This window comes from Vibrio iocasae, from assembly GCF_042245395.1.
Classification (GTDB): Bacteria; Pseudomonadota; Gammaproteobacteria; order Enterobacterales; family Vibrionaceae; genus Vibrio; species Vibrio iocasae.
In genome coordinates this window covers 1,964,030-1,981,453 of sequence record NZ_CP145310.1, presented here as the reverse complement: position 1 = coordinate 1,981,453, position 17,424 = coordinate 1,964,030, and the positions used below count along the sequence as shown (strand labels likewise).

At 42.0% G+C, this 17,424-nt stretch carries 18 protein-coding genes; 14 read left to right on the top strand and 4 right to left on the bottom strand.

The window, feature by feature from the left end; translation table 11 throughout:
- Positions 1-10: 10 nt before the first annotated feature.
- The 7 genes from SNR28_RS08830 (at position 11) to SNR28_RS08800 (ending at position 4,317) form a co-directional block, all read left to right on the top strand.
- Positions 11-622, top strand: coding sequence for a CIA30 family protein (locus tag SNR28_RS08830; RefSeq protein WP_375748840.1), 612 nt, complete (start codon positions 11-13; stop codon positions 620-622).
- The gene (locus tag SNR28_RS08825; protein WP_375748839.1) at positions 619-834 is read left to right on the top strand and encodes a TIGR02450 family Trp-rich protein; all 216 of its coding nucleotides are present in this window, start codon (positions 619-621) and stop codon (positions 832-834) included. Before SNR28_RS08830 ends, SNR28_RS08825 begins: the two co-directional genes overlap by 4 nt.
- A 56-nt stretch (positions 835-890) precedes the next feature.
- Positions 891-1,268 (top strand): dihydroneopterin triphosphate 2'-epimerase, encoded by a 378-nt coding sequence (gene folX / locus SNR28_RS08820; protein ID WP_375748838.1) that lies wholly within the window; start codon positions 891-893, stop codon positions 1,266-1,268.
- 10 nt (positions 1,269-1,278) lie between these two features.
- Positions 1,279-1,917 carry a GTP cyclohydrolase I FolE gene (gene folE, locus SNR28_RS08815; protein ID WP_375748837.1) on the top strand — a complete coding sequence of 213 codons (639 nt, stop codon included), beginning with the start codon at positions 1,279-1,281 and terminating at the stop codon, positions 1,915-1,917.
- Entirely contained in the window at positions 1,914-2,633 is a 720-nt protein-coding gene (gene folM / locus SNR28_RS08810) for a dihydromonapterin reductase (RefSeq protein WP_375748836.1), read from the top strand. The genes folE and folM overlap by 4 nt, the downstream gene beginning before the upstream one ends.
- 559 nt (positions 2,634-3,192) lie before the next feature.
- Positions 3,193-3,663: a Dps family protein gene (locus SNR28_RS08805; RefSeq protein WP_375748835.1), complete on the top strand. Its 471-nt coding sequence runs from the start codon at positions 3,193-3,195 to the stop codon at positions 3,661-3,663.
- A gap of 132 nt (positions 3,664-3,795) precedes the next feature.
- Positions 3,796-4,317, top strand: a complete 522-nt coding sequence (locus tag SNR28_RS08800; protein ID WP_375749923.1) for a Crp/Fnr family transcriptional regulator — start codon at positions 3,796-3,798, stop codon at positions 4,315-4,317.
- Between the two features lie 270 nt (positions 4,318-4,587).
- Here the strand turns inward: SNR28_RS08800 and SNR28_RS08795 are convergent, their stop codons facing one another.
- Positions 4,588-5,199: an NAD(P)H-dependent oxidoreductase gene (locus tag SNR28_RS08795; RefSeq protein ID WP_375748834.1), complete on the bottom strand. Its 612-nt coding sequence runs from the start codon at positions 5,197-5,199 to the stop codon at positions 4,588-4,590.
- A 262-nt stretch (positions 5,200-5,461) separates the two neighbouring features.
- Here SNR28_RS08795 and SNR28_RS08790 point away from each other — a divergent pair, with 262 nt between their 5' ends.
- The 3 genes from SNR28_RS08790 (at position 5,462) to SNR28_RS08780 (ending at position 8,220) form a co-directional block, all read left to right on the top strand.
- Entirely contained in the window at positions 5,462-6,907 is a 1,446-nt protein-coding gene (locus SNR28_RS08790) for a catalase (RefSeq protein ID WP_375748833.1), read from the top strand.
- A 75-nt stretch (positions 6,908-6,982) separates the two neighbouring features.
- Positions 6,983-7,489 (top strand): ankyrin repeat domain-containing protein, encoded by a 507-nt coding sequence (locus tag SNR28_RS08785; RefSeq protein WP_375748832.1) that lies wholly within the window; start codon positions 6,983-6,985, stop codon positions 7,487-7,489.
- 5 nt (positions 7,490-7,494) lie between these two features.
- On the top strand, positions 7,495-8,220 hold the full coding sequence (locus SNR28_RS08780; RefSeq protein ID WP_375748831.1) for a TetR/AcrR family transcriptional regulator: 726 nt from the start codon (positions 7,495-7,497) through the stop codon (positions 8,218-8,220).
- A gap of 107 nt (positions 8,221-8,327) precedes the next feature.
- On the opposite strand, the gene SNR28_RS08775 is transcribed toward SNR28_RS08780, so the two are convergent.
- Both SNR28_RS08775 and SNR28_RS08770 read right to left on the bottom strand, forming a co-directional pair.
- Positions 8,328-9,062: a substrate-binding periplasmic protein gene (locus tag SNR28_RS08775; protein ID WP_375748830.1), complete on the bottom strand. Its 735-nt coding sequence runs from the start codon at positions 9,060-9,062 to the stop codon at positions 8,328-8,330.
- Between the two features lie 106 nt (positions 9,063-9,168).
- Positions 9,169-10,143, bottom strand: a complete 975-nt coding sequence (locus SNR28_RS08770; RefSeq protein ID WP_375748829.1) for a DUF2860 family protein — start codon at positions 10,141-10,143, stop codon at positions 9,169-9,171.
- A 208-nt stretch (positions 10,144-10,351) separates the two neighbouring features.
- Between SNR28_RS08770 and SNR28_RS08765 the strand changes: the two genes are divergently transcribed.
- Both SNR28_RS08765 and SNR28_RS08760 read left to right on the top strand, forming a co-directional pair.
- Positions 10,352-11,437 carry an efflux RND transporter periplasmic adaptor subunit gene (locus tag SNR28_RS08765; RefSeq protein ID WP_375748828.1) on the top strand — a complete coding sequence of 362 codons (1,086 nt, stop codon included), beginning with the start codon at positions 10,352-10,354 and terminating at the stop codon, positions 11,435-11,437.
- Positions 11,438-11,439: 2 nt separating this feature from the next.
- Positions 11,440-14,526 (top strand): efflux RND transporter permease subunit, encoded by a 3,087-nt coding sequence (locus SNR28_RS08760; RefSeq protein WP_375748827.1) that lies wholly within the window; start codon positions 11,440-11,442, stop codon positions 14,524-14,526.
- A 60-nt stretch (positions 14,527-14,586) separates the two neighbouring features.
- Here the strand turns inward: SNR28_RS08760 and SNR28_RS08755 are convergent, their stop codons facing one another.
- On the bottom strand, positions 14,587-15,045 hold the full coding sequence (locus SNR28_RS08755; protein ID WP_375748826.1) for an exoribonuclease R: 459 nt from the start codon (positions 15,043-15,045) through the stop codon (positions 14,587-14,589).
- 211 nt (positions 15,046-15,256) lie between these two features.
- On the opposite strand from SNR28_RS08755, the gene SNR28_RS08750 reads away from it, so the two are divergent.
- Both SNR28_RS08750 and SNR28_RS08745 read left to right on the top strand, forming a co-directional pair.
- Entirely contained in the window at positions 15,257-15,685 is a 429-nt protein-coding gene (locus SNR28_RS08750; RefSeq protein WP_375748825.1) for a hypothetical protein, read from the top strand.
- Positions 15,686-15,965: 280 nt separating this feature from the next.
- On the top strand, positions 15,966-17,261 hold the full coding sequence (locus tag SNR28_RS08745; protein ID WP_375748824.1) for a serine hydroxymethyltransferase: 1,296 nt from the start codon (positions 15,966-15,968) through the stop codon (positions 17,259-17,261).
- Positions 17,262-17,424 lie beyond the last annotated feature (163 nt).

The window sequence follows — 17,424 nt, the reverse complement described above, 5'->3', positions numbered from 1 at the left end:
GGGCACCGATATGCGTAATGGGTTTATTAATCGTCCCGGCATTCGAGAACGGCTGAGTCCATACTGGCTATTTCTCATCATTTCTATCTTTTTATCTAAACCAATCGCCGCTTCGGGAGCAACTATGATCGATTTAACTCAACCGAACGAACATCAATCGTGGCGTGCTACCAATGACAATGTTATGGGTGGCATTTCTCTCGGTCAGCTCACTTATGGTGATCAGTCGAGTAAGTTTTCCGGTGAACTTTCATTGGCTAACAATGGCGGTTTTAGTTCGGTGAATAGAACAGTGGAGACTCTGCGGCTAGATGTCGAACAAGTTGAGCTCACGTTTCTGGGGGATGGTCGTTCTTATCAGTTGAGGCTCTCAACTTTGAAGGATGGTTATCGGTTCAACTATAAACACGATTTTTCGACAGTCAAAGGACAGTTACTGAAGAAAGAGTTTGCCTTAAAGGACTTTCAGGCGGTGTTCAGAGGCCGGTTACTCAGCGATGCACCGATATTAAGTGCTGAGGATGTAAAACAAGTTGGTTTGTTAATTGCCGATAAAAAAGCAGGGCCTTTTGCGTTACATCTTTATCAGATTCGTTTTCTTTCCGTTCAGGATATCGAATGAACCAGGTTAATCCAAAAGCTCTTAAAAACAGTAAGTGGACTAAGGTAAGTGTGTCCGGGAAAGAGAAGCATTTTATGATTACTTCCGTGACTTTCGATGAACAGCAACGTGTCACTGAGTGCGTTATGGAAGCTATGATTACCGGTAACGAGTATCAGATGGATTGGCGTGAGTTAAAAGACTCGGTTATCTGGAAGATAGGTTGGAAGTGATCGCTTTCATGCGGGACAACGTAATTAATGATTATGTTAATCAACGAGAAGTCACCATGAGTCATAACGCGATCATTAACATCACTAATCTGAGACTAAGAACCTTTATTGGTTTTAACGAAGATGAAAAGCAAAAACAACAAGACATTGTTATCAATGCAGAAATCCATTATCCCGCAAATAACTTCTGTTTGAGTGATGATGTTGAAAATGCACTCAACTATAAAACTATCTGTAAAAACATTATCCAGCATGTCGAGAGCGGACAATTTTTACTTCTAGAGAAACTTACTGGTGATGTACTGGGTTTATGTATTGATCATCCATGGGTGAGTTTTGCAAAAGTGACCATAGATAAACCTCACGCTTTAAGATTTGCTGACTCTGTATCTCTAACCTTGAGCTATTCAGCGAATGAAAGTGTGACCGGGTAAGGGGGATACTATGATTAGCTTAGAAGCAAAACTTGTTAAACAGGCACTGACTCAACAAGGGTTAGAAACGCCCATCATTCCTAACGATATGACCCCCGAACAAAAGTACGCTCGTATAAAGGGATTACTCACCGAAGTGGTTGGTGTTCTAGGGTTAGATCTTACAGATGATAGCCTCGCTGAGACGCCTCATCGAATTGCAAAGATGTATGTGAACGAGATTTTTTCGGGTTTGGATTACGCCAACTTCCCAAAGATAAGCGTGATAGAAAACAAAATGGGTGTTGATGAGATGGTCAAAGTCTCGAATATTGCCCTTACCTCTACCTGTGAACACCACTTTGTCACTATAGATGGAATGGCAAAGGTTGCTTATCTGCCAGAGTCTAAAGTTATTGGCTTGTCTAAAATAAACCGGATTGTTCGCTTTTTTGCTCAGAGACCTCAGGTACAGGAGCGACTTACCCAACAGATACTGGTGGCTATACAAACCTTAACTGAGACGCAAAACGTAGCAGTCACAATAGATGCTACACATTATTGTGTTAAGTCACGTGGAGTGATGGATGTGAATTCCAGCACTTCAACGACAGCGTTAGGTGGAATATTCAAATCCAACCCTCAGACACGAGCGGAGTTTCTTCAATGAGTCAGGTTGTGCTTATCACGGGTGTTGGAAAGCGGTTGGGTTATACGTTGGCAGAAAAGCTATTGCAAGATGGTTATGAGGTGGTCGGAACTTATCGTACGGAATACTCAACACTAAATCACCTCAGGGAACTGGGGGCCCACTTATATCAAGTGGATTTTTATTGTCAGGAACAGCTTGGTGAGTTGCTCGCGAAGCTTGTTCGAAATTTTTCAAGTCTAAGGGCAATAATCCATAACGCATCAGACTGGATGCCAGATCCGAATGGCAAAGAAAAGGTATCGATGGACGCAGCCGAAGTGATACATCGTATGATGACGATTCATGCTTCGGTTCCTTACCAGATCAACTTAGCTCTACAGCATCAACTTAGGGACAATCAATATGCTGACATTATTCATATTGGGGATTTTGTGGCGGAAAAGGGCAGCAAGAAACACATAGCCTATGCAGCGAGTAAGGCTGCAATGAATAATCTAACGCTGTCTTTTGCATCTCTGCTGGCACCAGACGTCAAAGTTAACTCTATTTCACCTGCTTTGCTCAAGTTTAATCCAAATGATGGAGAGCAGTATAAAACCAAGGCGCTAACTAAAGCGTTGCTTCCACGAGAAGCTGGATTTGAAGAAGTGATAGATGGAGTGAAGTTACTTCTAAATAGTCGATTTATGACTGGGAGAAACTTGCAGTTCGATGGTGGTCGTCATTTGAAATAGTAATTTGTGTGATATCTGTATTGAGGTGCTAACTATTAGCGCTTTCGCGCAACGCAATAAACGTTAAAGTTATGTTTTTAGCGTCAGGTCAACTGATATAAAGTGAGTTACATAAGTACCAGATTGATTGGCGTGAGTTAAAAGACTCGGTTATCTGGAAGATAGGTTGGAAGTAATCCCAAACCAATGCATTACTTTAGTAAGCTCAACAAGAACCAAATCTGATAGTTGCTCAAACTAGTAATTAAGGCGCCACCAATAACAGAAAAAAGTAGTGAGTATTTAGCGATTTTCATAATGTATTCCTGATAAGTGTTCGTGATTGATGGGATGCATTATAAGTAGATCCTTATATAGGAAAAATAAATATAACTTCCATTCACTGGTGCCGAGATTGCAACAATAGAGGTATTTGCTCTTTGAACGCTCTCTGAACTAAGGGTGTGTCGTTATTGAATCTGTGTAACTGATAACAAATGTTATCGTGTTACTTCATTGACTTACCTTATATTCCTCCAATGTAACGATAGAGAGTCAACCCAGGTATCCCGGAGGATAAATGAAAGAAAATATTATTGGTTTGGATGAGAACAAATCTCTTGAACTAGTGGATCAGCTTAATGTGTTATTGGCAGATTATCAGGTTCTGTACATGAATGTGCGTGGTTTTCACTGGAACATCAAGGGCAGGGCTTTTTACGAGCTACATGCTAAATTTGAAGAAATATATGATGATCTAGTGATTAAAGTAGATGAGATAGCGGAACGAATTTTGACTCTGGAAGGTAAACCTATTCATAGTTACGCTCAATATTTAGAACTTTCAGACATAGATGAAGCCATTGATATTACAGATGGTAAAGGAGCGATAGAGCAGATTCTTCAGTCATATAGAGTACTGTTAATCAAACAGAGAGATATCTTATCTAATGCTACTGATCTCAGTGATGAAGGTACCGCAGCTCTGTTGAGCGGCTATATTAGTCAACAAGAAAAAGATACCTGGATGATGAACGCTTATCTACAATAGCGGTTTAACAAAGGGCATGTTGATGCATTGCCCTCTTTTCTATTTTCTATTAGAAAAGCAAACGTTTTACGGTATTGATTCCTATAATCAATAATTGATAGTACTAATTGAAAGGAAAGTGCTGTGGAAAACATGAAAAATCTCTGGCAAAGCTATTTTCCAAACGCCAATAAAGTCGAACTGAAAAAAAAAGAGACCATTATTTGGGAGGGGGAGGTTACTGATTCTGTATTTTATGTCGAAAGTGGCTGTTTAAGATCCTGGTTTAACAAAGATGGTAATGATGTATCGTTTCAGTTTTTTCTTGAAGGTAGTTTTTTTACATCGTTTGATAGCTTTATGTTCGATGAACCGAGCCCATTCACCGTTGAAACTATTTTGCCAACCGCGTTGTATGTCTTTCCTAAAGAACAATTTAAATCAAAGATAGAAGAGTATCCTGAGGTGAAAGATGCTGTATTTAAAATTCTATGTGAACGCATGAGACACTATCAGAGACTCTTCTTATCCCGAATAAAAGATAGTCCCCAAGAAAGATATGAAGATTTGGTAAAGAACAATCCTGAAATTATAAGAAAAATTCCTCAGCACTATATCGCATCGTATCTGGGTATAACTTCTGTCTCGCTTAGCCGGATACGCTGTCGGAAATAGAAAACTGTGAATATGCTTAGTCACAGTTTGACAAATAACGATTTTCTATTTTAATCGATGGTCTTGTTCTATCTCTACATGACTTCTCAAGTCCCATATGTACACTGGAGCGGAGGCTGCACAATCATTACACACAATCGTTTCTTCCGGAGAATCGCTTCCCCAAGCTGGTACGCGCGATTCCTTTGATAACAAAGTGCTTCCACAAAACGGGCAGCTTTTTGCAGGAATGTTGGTGTTTGGCATGTTGCCTCCGACATACAGCGTTACTTAGAGTTCTGCAAACTTGGTTTGTATGCTCGACAACCATTGCTGCCTCTTGTTGTTGGATACCCCCTTCACATTAGTTAAGTTGATCCATTCTCTGTTTTTTATGCCTATTTTCCAAAACGTGCCCATCATAACGGCTTTTTTAATTGCATTTCCAAACAGCAACTTATATGCAATCGAAGGAGTATTCATGGTAGTTACCATCGTAATGCCTTTTAAGTTGGTTAAAGTAGTTGCCATACCAGTACCTTTACCTCTGTACTCGTATGCGATACCAGGGAAGATAAGTTTATCTATAAACCCTTTCATTAACGCTGGCATCAGCTCCCACCAAATAGGAAAAATGAAGACGATGTGTTCAGCGCGTTCAATTCGTAGCTTATATTCCAATACCTGAGGATCAAGTAGCTTGTATGCCTGTTCCGGATCGTTACGAGCAATAGCAAACGCCTGAAGATCTTTGCTTCGCATCACTGGATCGAAGTTATCATTGTCCAAGTGAATGAGGTCAAATTCGTGATGGCCCTCTGCGAGTCCCTCTTTAATAGATTCAAGAATAGAGTTGCAGTAACTGCGTTCGTAAGGATGATTGAATACAACTAATACGCGCATGCTTTGTACCTTTAGTGAGAAGATACCTTATTGTAAGGACAGGCGCGCTTTCTCAACGATAACATATGTTATCAAAACAAAAATTATTGCCTACACAGAGAAAGTTAGTATTACTCACGTGATCTATTTGCTGCATAGGTTAAAAACCAACATTGATAACAAATGTTATCGTTCATTCAGATTCAACCCCTTTATAGTTAAACGCGATGCATTGCCACAAGGCCACCTAGTCTTATGTGTTTAAAACTAAAGGGAAAATACAATGAATAACAAGCTAACTTCGTCCAACGGAAGCCCCATTACAGACAACCAGAATGTTCAGACAGCAGGCCCTCGAGGCCCAATGCTACTTCAGGATGCATGGTTTTTGGAAAAGCTCGCTCATTTTGACAGAGAGGTAATCCCAGAGCGTCGTATGCACGCGAAAGGCTCAGGTGCATTTGGCAGCTTTACAGTAACTCACGACATAACGAGATACACTAAAGCAGACATTTTTTCACGCATTGGCAAGAAAACCGATCTTTTTGTGCGCTTCTCCACTGTTGCTGGTGAGCGAGGGGCGGCAGATGCAGAGCGTGATATCCGTGGGTTTGCACTAAAATTTTATACTGATGAAGGAAACTGGGATCTGGTGGGGAATAACACTCCGGTGTTCTTTCTACGCGACCCTCTTAAGTTTCCCGATCTAAATCATGCGGTTAAGCGCGATCCAAGAACAAATATGCGCTGTGCGGACTCTAACTGGGATTTTTGGACAAAACTTCCTGAAGCTTTACATCAAATTACGATACTGATGAGTGAACGTGGTATTCCTCGCACCTACCGCCATATGCATGGGTTTGGCAGTCATACATTCAGTTTTATAAACGCTGATAACGAGCGGTTTTGGGTTAAGTTTCACCTAAAGACTCAACAGGGAATAGAAAACCTCACCGATCAGGAAGCAGAAGAACTTATCGGTAAAAATCGTGAAAGCCATCAACAAGACTTATACGAATCAATCGAGGATGGAAGCTATCCTAAGTGGGACTTGAAAGTGCAGATAATGCCAGAAAGTGATGCCGCTAACTATCGCTTCCATCCTTTCGATTTGAGCAAAGTTTGGCCACAAGAAGATTACCCACTTCTTGATGTTGGTGTTATCGAGCTCAATCGAAACCCTGAAAACTACTTTGCTGAAGTTGAACAAGCAGCATTTAATCCGGCAAACGTTGTACCGGGTATAGGCTTCTCTCCTGATAAAATGTTACAGGGGCGCCTGTTCTCATATGGAGATACGCAACGATACCGTCTGGGAGTAAATCACTCCTTTATTCCAGTTAACCAACCGCGTTGCCCGGTAAACTCATACCATCGCGATGGCGCTATGCGAGTGGATGGCAATTATGGCAGTACAAAGGCATATGAACCTAATAGTTATGGATTATGGCAAGAGCAGCCAGAAGCTAAGGAACCACCGCTAGAGCTACATTCAAATGCAACTCAATGGGACTACCGTGAGGATGATAGTGACTACTTCACTCAACCTCGAAACCTGTTCAACTTAATGACAAAAGAACAGCAAAATACACTGTTCGAAAATACAGCGCGAAGTATAGGCAGTGCCTCTGTAGAGGTACAACGTCGCCATATCTGCAATTGCTATAAGGCTCACCCGGAATACGGTGAAGGTATAGCTAAAGCTCTAGGGCTTTTTGTAGAAGAGTAATCCTTCTCAGTCACATGCCGGCCAAAGTATATGGTCGGCCTCTCAAAATTATCTACACAGAGTCGTATTCATACTATGAGTAATAAATGGTCAAACTATAAAAATACCTATCGAAGTAACTCAGATATCTTTGATTGCGCTCGAAGCGGTGATTTACCAGGCCTTGTTCGTATTATATCTGAGCGTCCTGAAATGGATTTGAATGAAAAAAATCATCGAGGATATTCCGCGCTAATGCTCGCTGTTTATTACGGAGAGAAGGATTTTTGTGAAGCACTGTTAAGGTGCGGCGTTGATGTTAACTCTACCGATACAAAAAGGAATACTCCATTGATGGCTTCCGCGTTCAAAGGGCAATTGGAAATATTTAAACTTCTTGTCAAGTTCAATGCTTCAGTAACGAGTGAAAATCACGCAGGCATGACGGCTAGGGAGTGGGCGCTAGTTTTTAAAAGAACAGAAATCGTGACCTATATTGATGAAATATTGCCATCAGTGGCAAAGCAAACAAGACAAGGAAGTATAAAGAAAATCCTTAAGCTTGGTGGGATATCAGTACTTAACTTTTTGCGCCTAAGGTAATGATTGTGATTGTTCAAAAAAAAAGAGGCAGACGAAGTAGAGAAGCTACATTAAGAACAAAGCGACATATAGTAAAAATAACGATGATGCTGTTTTATGAGTATGGTTACGAGAATGTGACTATCAGGGGTATTGCTCGTCATGCAGGCGTGACACACAGGTTGATTTTTCACCATTTTGGGAATAAAGAAAGTCTTTGGTTGCATGTTAGTCAACATCTGATGAACTTCGCATCTCAATATGCCAGAAGTTTGATGTCGACTTTAGACGAGACTAAATCGGAAAACATACTCCTTTACCAATTTTGCACAAAGTACTATGCCTTTATGCTCTACAACCCAAAACCTCTGACGTTTTTTATGGATGGTGTAAGACACACCACCTTATTGTCTGAAAATGCTCAAGTTGTAAATGAGCATATTCCGAAACAACTCTTCGCACTAGTGGAAGCAGTGAATGAAGCTGATTATGGCGCCAAACACTCTTTAGGCAAACTTGCCTGGAAGTTGATAGCATCAGCGCATTCGCCAGTTTATAGGCAATTCTTTTTGAACGAAGAAAAGAACAAAGAACTTTCACACAACCAGTGGTTGCGTGAGCAGTGGCAAGTTATCAATGAACAATTAGCATTTGAGTTTTCTATTCCAGAAGAGGAAAAGTTAACACCTACTTGTTTTGATGAGTTACTTCTAAATGAGCAAATTGAGTTGATATCGAAGGAGGCATATTAAGAAATACCTTTGTTGGTCTTGTACCCGTACATTCTCGGTAAGATCTAGAGATAACGAGTATACGGGAATTTTAAACTATGACGATACAATTGAGCTATGAGCTAAGTTTACTTGAATAGATTTTTGTAGGTAAAAGAAAAGTGAGAGCGATATATCAAATCCATTGTTCCATCTTTTATCATTTCACTTATCACTTGGTCATATTTTAAGGCATGTTTTTTGTTCGCTGAATTAAAGGCCAGATAAAGATTTGTTGAGTCAACTAACGGGGTCAACATTTTTATCGGTACACCTGTTTTTTCTGACATAGAGCTGGCACTGTATACATCAAGAAGCACATAGTCATATCGCTTAGCATGGAGTTTCAATAGCATAAGCTCATCCGTGGTTGCGGGTTCTTTTATCCAGCCATCAAAATCTCGAATTGATTTCGTATAGTCATACCCCCTAACTACACCAATAACCTTACCGCGAAGCATTTCCCAGGAAAACTCATTTTGAGGGAAGTCACTCCTGACATAAATGGCTAAAGCATAATGCGCGGTTGGATTTCTTCCCGTAATGAAAGGCTCTAGAGGGGCATTATCAATGACTGCGTCATATCTACCCATTTTTACATACATAAGACAACGAGCCCATGGGACTTCGTCAGCAGTCCAACTGATGTCCAACCTCTTGAAAGCTTCGGTATACACCTCATGGGATAAACCACCGACAATTTTGCCGTTTTCTGCCAAAGTATAAGGCGGCCACGCAACACCACAAAGCCTGAGTTCTTTTGCATCAAGATACAAAGGAAGCATGAATATCAGGAAAGTGAACGTACGCCTAAATGTAAGCATGGTAGACTGTTTTTATGGAGAACTGTAATGAGTATAGCTATGTTTGAGAATTAGTGTTTATACAACCCTCGCATAAGGGCTGTATACTGTGGGGATGTTGAGGTGACTAAAACTTAATCGTAGACCCTACACCTGCTATCGCTTCTGTTACCTCGTAAAACTCTATGTTAGAGGTAGTTTGGTCGTAGCCCAGGATTGCGTTAAAAGCTAAATTGTCCAAGCCCGCTAATCCGTGAAACTCGTAGGCTACAAATAGCCCCATTTGTTTATCTTCTTGTGTTTTATTAAAGATTGGATTTTCTGAATCGTACTCAAATGAACTGTATGTTGCAGATAGCGCTAAAGCGTGTCTAGAGATACCAACTTTATAAGCCAATTCCACACCTAATTGGCGATTTGACATTGCATCACCGTCTGCAGAGAAATCTTTATACACGATTGAAGGTTCGAATATCGATGTTGGTGATAAATGCCCTGCAAAACTGAGTTTAGAATAGAGCCCATTCCCTTTTCGGTCGAGTAGTTGAGGGGCTGAACTACCATAAGTACTTCCTGACAACTCTTCGTCTAAATCGACAGTATAGTAGGCTACATCTAGTGAAAAAGGGGTACTGAAGACATTGTTATACTTAATCCTATAGGCGTCGCTGGATACATCAACAACTTTACGATCTTGATTTAATAGGTAAGGGTCGGCAAACGTCTCTCCAGCCAACGACGGAAGATAGGAAAATGCCATACTAGATTGCCTTCCGACTTCTACTTTATAGCCAAGCTCAAGAGCGAAGTCGCCTACAGAGATATCTTCTCGTGAAGTACCTACAAAGATTTGATGATATTGGCCACGACCGAAGGTAAATCGAAGTTGACCTAATGGCACTGCAAGAAATTCGGTTTCAGACTGACCTACCGTGTTTGCAGGCCCCGTTTTCCTTTGATTGTTTGTATTAAAGTTTGATTTTTCGTAGGTTGCTCCTAGCAGTGCGGTCAACTCCCCGCTGAACCCCGGAGACTCTTCAATACGAGCAGCGGCTGAAAATGAAACGGACAATACAATAGCTGAGTAAGCAAGTGTCTTCATAGACTTCCTTTATGGTTACATTTTATTTACATGCATACTGTAATTTGATGTTATCGGTACAAGCGATAACATATGTTAATGCTTTGCCAGTCTGTTATCTTAGCCATGTACATTCATCGATGAGCTAAATTGATAACATATGTTATCGTTTTAAATACCATCCCCATAATAAGCTAGAGTTCTTTCGTGACCAGACCCAGAGAGAACTATGCGACCTTTCAAATTATCATCTGCTGCTCTATTAACGGCTGCACTCTTATCAGCTTGTACTGATTCATCAGCAAATAAGTACCAGCCCCCTGAGCCTCTAGCCGTCGAAGTGAAACAAGCTTCTATGAGCGACAGCTACAACGTAGTAAGAGAGTACGTTGGTACAGTTCAGGCAAACCAGAAAGCAAATCTCGGGTTTGAGCTTTCCGGGAAAGTATCGCAAATCATGGTAGACATAGGTGAAGAAGTTCAGGCTGGGCAGGCTCTGATCACTCTTGATACCCAGTTATTGAAAACTGAGCAGAAGCAGTTGGAAGCTCAATTACACGAAATAAAGGCTCAACTTAAACTCACTGATGCCAACCTTGCCAGACAACGTTCACTGCGAAAAAAGGGATTCAGTTCGGAGGCTGACATCGATGCTTTAAGCAGCCAAAAAGAATCCCATGAAGCCAATATAGAGCGTATACACTCTTCTATTAACGCGAACCAATTAAAGCAGGAAAAATCTGTCATTAAAGCACCATACTCAGGAATTATTAACGACAGATTCGTCTCTTTAGGGGACGTTGTATCAGTAGGTGCGCCTACATTAGCGCTATTGTCTTCTGGGAACAAAGAAGCGGTGATTGGGGTTTATAAAGGTGATGCAAAAGACATCATCAAGAAAGGCAACTTTTCCGTCAGTGTGGATGACGACACTTTCTCAGCAGCACTTATTTCTCATCCATCCAATATTGACTTGAACTCAAGAAACGTAAGGTTACGTTTTTCTCTTGAAGGTGGAGCTGAAGTGCTGGATGGAGAACTTGCCCGTTTGTCCTATCAAAAAACATTCTCTGAAACGGGTTACTGGCTACCGAATACAGCACTGATCGATGGCATAAGAGGTACATGGAATATCTATGTTATCTCTGAAAATGAAGGCCAAAAAGTAGTCGAGAGCCGTTCAGTTCAAGTGATTTACTCAGACAGCCACCGTGTCTATGTACAAGGTGCCTTAGCGAGCGGTGACGAAGTCATCGTAACTGGATTGCACAAAGTGGTACCAGGGCAGTCTGTCAAAGTGATACAGGAGAGATAATTATGGGTTACGCAAGCATTATCTCTAACTCTCGACTGATGGTTCTGGCCGTTGCATTTTTGATAGTCAGTGGTTTCTCAGCGTATTCATCGTTGCCGAGAGCAGAAGACCCATCGATCGTTAACCGCAGTGCCACAATTAAAACCATCTACCCAGGTGCCAGCGCAAATCGTGTTGAAGCTTTGGTCACTGAGATTATTGAAAATAAGCTAAGAGAAATTAATGAAATAATAGAAATAACCTCCACTTCAAGGCTCGGCGTGTCGGTTGTTGTTATTGAGGTAGACGAGAACATCACTGATACAGAGCCCGTATGGACTGAAATCAGAGATAAGCTATCCGATGTAGAAGTCGATCTTCCGAGAGAAGCGCTTTCACCGGATCTGGACAGCGATGGTGGAGATTCGTTTACAACCATCTTTTCATTATCCTGGCAGGGGCAAGGTGAACCTGATTTACTTGTGCTAGGACGATATTCGAATGAACTTGCTAAGCGCCTCAGAATTCTGCCAGGTACGGCATTAGTGGAAGAATTTGGACTTCTGGACGAAGAATTCGTTGTTAGTATGAACACTAACGATGCCGTGGCAGCTGGTTTATCTGCAAGTAAACTTGCATCTGCGATTGAAGGTGCTGATGTGAAGGGCTCAGCAGGAGAGCTCGTAAACAACAGTACTCGTTTTGGTCTGGAGCTCTCTTCTGGGTTAGATTCGATAGAGCGTATTAAGCAGGTTCCTATCGCAGTAGATGCATCTGGTAGCACAATAAGAGTTAGTGATGTTGCTACCGTTGCTCGCGCAGCGAAAACTCCCTATTCAGAGCTTGCTCTGGTCGATGGCAAACCCGGTGTCATGGTTGCGGCACGAATGCAGTCTGAACTGCGAGTCGATCAATGGTCTCCTGAGGCCTTGAGAGTTCTGGAAGAGCTAAAGCATGAGCTACCCGCGAATATTGATGCACACATAATCTTTACCCAGCAACCTTATACTGAAGCCAGACTATTCGATTTGGGTAATAGTTTGCTTGTAGGCTTAAGCCTCGTGTTGATAGTGCTTTTGTTTACATTGGGTATTCGTGCTGCCTGCATTATCGCCCTGGCTCTGCCTCTGACAATGCTATTTACTTTGACTCTAATGAAGTACCTTGGGATAGCCATCGATCAGATGTCAGTCACTGGTTTTATTGTCGCCCTAGGTATTATGGTCGATAACGCCGTGGTCATGGTCGATACCATACAGACGAACCGGCTTAACGGTAAAGGAAGAATAGAGTCTGCAATACTTGCTATCAAGCACCTATGGGTCCCCTTACTAGGATCAACATTAACGACAGTATTAGCGTTTGCACCTATATTCCTGATGCCAGGTTCAATTGGTGAGTTTGTAGGGTCGATAGCACTGACCGTATCTTTCTCGCTGGTAGGCTCGTACATCATTTCGCACAGTATCATTGCCTCGCTATCGAGTGTTTTTCTTCCAGACAGTCAAACCTCTTCAGCCTGGTATCACTCTGGGATCACTATTCCGGTGCTGAGTAAATGGTTCTCTCGTTCGGTCGCACTTGCTATTCGCTATCCTTATTTAGCGATAACACTTGTCGTATCAGTGCCGCTGTTTGGGTACTGGAGCAGTACACAACTGACAGAGCAGTTTTTCCCACCAGCAGACAGGGATATGTTCGAGGTGCATGTTTATTTGCCGTCACAGGCAAGTATCTATGCAACCAAAGACACCACAGAAGTTATTCACAAGCTTATTGCAGAAGAACCAAATGTTGAGCAGGTGAACTGGTTAATTGGATCGGCTTTCCCTTCCTTTTATTACAACATGGTGCCACCTGCACATAATGCCCCGTTTTTCTCGCATGCGATGGTAAAAACAACAGACTTTAAATCCGCAAATGAGCTAATACCAAGGCTCCAGGTTAAGCTGAACGATATGGTGCCTGAGGCTCAAATACTGGTGCGTAAACTTGAACAAGGCCCTCCATTTGGTGCGCCTGTAGAGTTAAGAGTTTATGGTCGAAATGTAGAAACATTAAAAAGTATCGGAAAAGACATCAGATTGATGCTGTCGAAGATCCCTCATGTTACTCATACGCGAGAGAGCCTGACTCTTGGCATTCCTCAGTTTATGGTGAATGTGGATGAAGAAGCGATACAGATGAATGCGTTGAATCTGACTGATTTCGCCGGACTACTTCAATCTTCTCTTGTTGGACGTGAAAGCGGCAGCATTATCGAAGATACCGAATCTATCCCTGTGCGTGTCAAGGTGTTGGATGAAGACCGTGAAAACTACAACGACTTGAATAAGCTTAGATTCCCGACAACGTCCAAGAACTCGAACCTTGGAATGTCGGTCATGGATTTATCTCAGCTGGAACTTGTTCCGGGAAGTGGTGGCATCACTCGAAGAGACGGATTGAGAGTGAATACGATTGAAGGCTATATCGAAGCAGGCGTACTACCACAAGTTGTACTAGATGAGTTTAAACTGGCGCTTGAGCAATATCAGTTTCCCGCTGGTTATAAAGTAGAGTTTGGTGGTGAAGCTGCGGAAAGGGACGATTCTGTGAACCAGTTGGTTAGCAATGTTTCCGTAGTTTTGGTTCTGATGATATTAGTGGTTGTACTGTCATTTAACTCATTCCGACTAAGCTCTGTCATTTTTATTGTTGCAGGTTTAGCGGCTGGTTTAGGTATTCTGTCGGTTTGGTTCTTTGGTTATCCATTTGGCTTTACAGTCATAATCGCACTGCTTGGTGTGGTCGGCTTAGCAATCAACGCGGCCATCGTGATTATCAGTGAGTTGAGCGCATGTCCGGCAGCGAGCAGAGGTGAGCCAGACGCCATTCTGGCGGCAGTTATGAGCTGTACCCGGCACATCACATCAACAACGATAACAACAATCGGTGGATTTATACCCTTGATACTGGCTGGCGGAGGGTTCTGGCCTCCATTTGCGATTGCTATTGCAGGGGGAACAGCGTTAACAACGCTGCTATCTTTCTATTTTGTTCCACCAGTGTTTAAGCTGCTGACGAAGATGCCCGTTAAAATCAAATCTCTAAATCATAGTTATAGTTAAAAGAGGCAGTATCTTTAGCTATGTTTCTCCCGAAGCGTTAATCACTTCGGGAGAAACGGTTTAATCTTGCGGATTGTTTTTCGCACTGATATCGGCATAGGTGTGCAAAAGATTTGTAAGTGTGTTCATCCAGCCAAATACGTCTACAGGCGTATTTTTAAGTAAAGATTCAACTTGCTCGCAATGTGTTTCAAGGGTAATGGCCTGTTCAAGGCGAAACGATATTGCGTAGAAATGCCAAAGAACGAGTCGTGTCATCCTTTCACTGTTTTGTTGTGCATTTTCTGAGTCATCAAAAGCCTGTTGAATCTCACTCAATGCAATAGCAGTCATACGTAACATGGCGTCAAGACGCGCAGATAACATGCGCTCTTCGCTGTCTACTTCTTCTTGCTCAAAGGTGAAAATCTCACTCATTACGTCTTCAGGTACCATTTTACTGATCATTCGAGCACTAAACTCTTCAAGTTCATGGCGTGGCATGGTAACGAGACATTCAAAGGTGTAATCACGGAGCATAATAATCACTTTAGTCGGTTATAAATCTGAACTTGCGCATTCTAAACACTGAAATTTCTTTTGCTACTTATTTATTCTGTCTATTGTTCGAAACACAAAAAACAATACGTAACCCAAGATCACGGTGATCGCTCCAGATTGACATTGGTGATTATTTGTACCAAACTTCGCCAAAACAGTGAGACATTCATCACCTTTTTCGGGGTACTCTATGACGCTTCTTCATTTACAGCTTTTCTGGGGCGAAAGCCAGCAGACATTTCTAGGGCTAGACTGCCTGCCAAATCTGTCACCAAGACAGAAGTCAGAGCTAAAGTCCTGGTGTGATGGAAGAAGAAAAATCCTGAAACATGAAGTTCACACTCAACCTTGGGCGAAAATAAGCAGTACGGGCGAATCTACAGAGTTGATGTTAAAGCCAAATGGCAAAGCGTATGAACGAGATATGTTTGGCTCCACCAAATCTCAGGGAAAATGGCACATCGATGATGGTTTTCTATTTATTCTTCTGGAAAACGAAGAGCAGATCTCTGAGTATCGCGTAATTGGAAACGCAGCTAGTAATATTCATTCTGGCTCGGAATACGTGGATGGGCGTCCTCATGGCCTTATTAAGCTTATGCAGGTCAAGCCTCAATAACATTCTTTACTCCATTTTTGTTTCCTGGTTCACGTTTCCTATAGGAAATGTGGCCTTCCTCCTTGAAGTCTCCTACTTGTCTACAAACACCTTTCGTCTAATTTGATGTTATATCTAGTACATTTGATGCATTTTTGGTGCATTTATGCGTGCTTTTTGACGTGTTGTTGAATTTTAGATTAGGTTTCCAATAGGAAATATTTTTCTTGAATGCAACATTTGTGTTACGTATAGTGAACAAAAACTAATCTCCCTGCATTCAAGATCAAGGAAAATGAGTATGGATAATTCCTACAATAATTACGATTTACAGGCATTTTTTACTACTAACCTGAGCAACACGGATGGTGCGGTTTACTCTGCTATAAACTCTGAGCTAAGTCGTCAAAATGACCAAATTGAACTTATTGCCTCAGAAAATATTGTATCTAAAGCTGTAATGCAGGCTCAGGGAACTTGCTTAACCAATAAATATGCGGAAGGTTATCCGGGAAGGCGCTATTACGGTGGCTGTGAAAATGTTGACTCGGTTGAACAAGTGGCGATTGAAAGAGCTAAACACCTGTTCCGCTGCGAATACGTGAATGTTCAGCCTCATTCCGGTGCACAAGCTAATGCAGCGGTCATGTTTGCTTTGCTGCAACCGGGAGATACTATCCTGGGCATGTCTCTTGATGCTGGTGGCCATTTAACTCACGGAGCTCGCCCGGCAATGTCTGGCAAGTGGTTTGATGCGGTGCAATACGGTGTTAAACAGGATACCTATGAGATCGATTACGAACAGGTACGTGAACTTGCTCAAAAGCACAAGCCAAAGATGATTATTGCTGGCGGTTCAGCAATACCGCGTCAGATTGACTTCAGCCAGTTCCGTGAAATAGCGGACGAAGTTGACGCTCTGTTGATGGTTGATATGGCTCATATTGCTGGCTTAGTTGCGACTGGTGCACACCCAAGCCCTATTCCATACGCAGACGTGGTTACGACGACGACACACAAAACCCTACGCGGACCTCGTGGTGGCATGATTCTTACCAATGATGTTGATACTCATAAGAAGATTAATTCAGCAGTGTTCCCTGGATTACAGGGTGGACCATTGATGCATGTTATTGCTGCTAAAGCTGTTGCGCTGGGAGAAGCGCTAGAACCTGAGTTTTCTTCCTACATAAAGAATGTTGTTAACAATGCTAAGGTGCTAGCAGAAGTATTGCAAAAACGTGGTTGCGATATCATTACAGGTGGAACAGATACGCATCTGATGTTGGTGGACTTGAGACCTAAGGGGTTAAAAGGTAATCAGGTTGAAGAAGCACTGGAGCGAGCAGGTATCACATGTAACAAAAACGGCATACCTTTTGACCCAGAAAAACCAATGGTGACATCAGGGATCCGTTTGGGGACACCAGCTGGAACCAGTCGTGGTTTTGGTGCAGAAGAGTTCAGACAGGTTGGAGAGTGGATTGGTGATGTTCTTGATGCATTAGCAGCCAACCCAGAGGACACAAGTGCAGTTGAAAAGATTACCAAACAGCAAGTGAAGAAGTTGTGTAGCCGTTTCCCACTGTATAACTGATTGATTCTATATTAAATCTAAGTTTCTTGTATTAGAGGGAGGTTTAGCCTCCCTCAAAAGCCTCATTTTCCACAAATGTTTAATGCGATTTGCAATTATATCTTTCTCTTTATCAAATATTTCTTAACGACTTTCTACATATAGTGAAAATTTGTTCTATATT

What these genes read in the sequence shown, in the direction of transcription:
- SNR28_RS08830 (WP_375748840.1), top strand. Translation starts at nt 11, where the DNA reads ATGCGTAATGGGTTTATTAATCGTCCCGGCATTCGAGAACGGCTGAGT.
- SNR28_RS08825 (WP_375748839.1), top strand. Translation starts at nt 619, where the DNA reads ATGAACCAGGTTAATCCAAAAGCTCTTAAAAACAGTAAGTGGACTAAG.
- folX (WP_375748838.1), top strand. Translation starts at nt 891, where the DNA reads ATGAGTCATAACGCGATCATTAACATCACTAATCTGAGACTAAGAACC.
- folE (WP_375748837.1), top strand. Translation starts at nt 1,279, where the DNA reads ATGATTAGCTTAGAAGCAAAACTTGTTAAACAGGCACTGACTCAACAA.
- folM (WP_375748836.1), top strand. Translation starts at nt 1,914, where the DNA reads ATGAGTCAGGTTGTGCTTATCACGGGTGTTGGAAAGCGGTTGGGTTAT.
- SNR28_RS08805 (WP_375748835.1), top strand. Translation starts at nt 3,193, where the DNA reads ATGAAAGAAAATATTATTGGTTTGGATGAGAACAAATCTCTTGAACTA.
- SNR28_RS08800 (WP_375749923.1), top strand. Translation starts at nt 3,796, where the DNA reads ATGAAAAATCTCTGGCAAAGCTATTTTCCAAACGCCAATAAAGTCGAA.
- SNR28_RS08795 (WP_375748834.1), bottom strand. Translation starts at nt 5,199, where the DNA reads ATGCGCGTATTAGTTGTATTCAATCATCCTTACGAACGCAGTTACTGC.
- SNR28_RS08790 (WP_375748833.1), top strand. Translation starts at nt 5,462, where the DNA reads ATGAATAACAAGCTAACTTCGTCCAACGGAAGCCCCATTACAGACAAC.
- SNR28_RS08785 (WP_375748832.1), top strand. Translation starts at nt 6,983, where the DNA reads ATGAGTAATAAATGGTCAAACTATAAAAATACCTATCGAAGTAACTCA.
- SNR28_RS08775 (WP_375748830.1), bottom strand. Translation starts at nt 9,062, where the DNA reads ATGCTTACATTTAGGCGTACGTTCACTTTCCTGATATTCATGCTTCCT.
- SNR28_RS08770 (WP_375748829.1), bottom strand. Translation starts at nt 10,143, where the DNA reads ATGAAGACACTTGCTTACTCAGCTATTGTATTGTCCGTTTCATTTTCA.
- SNR28_RS08765 (WP_375748828.1), top strand. Translation starts at nt 10,352, where the DNA reads ATGCGACCTTTCAAATTATCATCTGCTGCTCTATTAACGGCTGCACTC.
- SNR28_RS08760 (WP_375748827.1), top strand. Translation starts at nt 11,440, where the DNA reads ATGGGTTACGCAAGCATTATCTCTAACTCTCGACTGATGGTTCTGGCC.
- SNR28_RS08755 (WP_375748826.1), bottom strand. Translation starts at nt 15,045, where the DNA reads ATGCTCCGTGATTACACCTTTGAATGTCTCGTTACCATGCCACGCCAT.
- SNR28_RS08750 (WP_375748825.1), top strand. Translation starts at nt 15,257, where the DNA reads ATGACGCTTCTTCATTTACAGCTTTTCTGGGGCGAAAGCCAGCAGACA.
- SNR28_RS08745 (WP_375748824.1), top strand. Translation starts at nt 15,966, where the DNA reads ATGGATAATTCCTACAATAATTACGATTTACAGGCATTTTTTACTACT.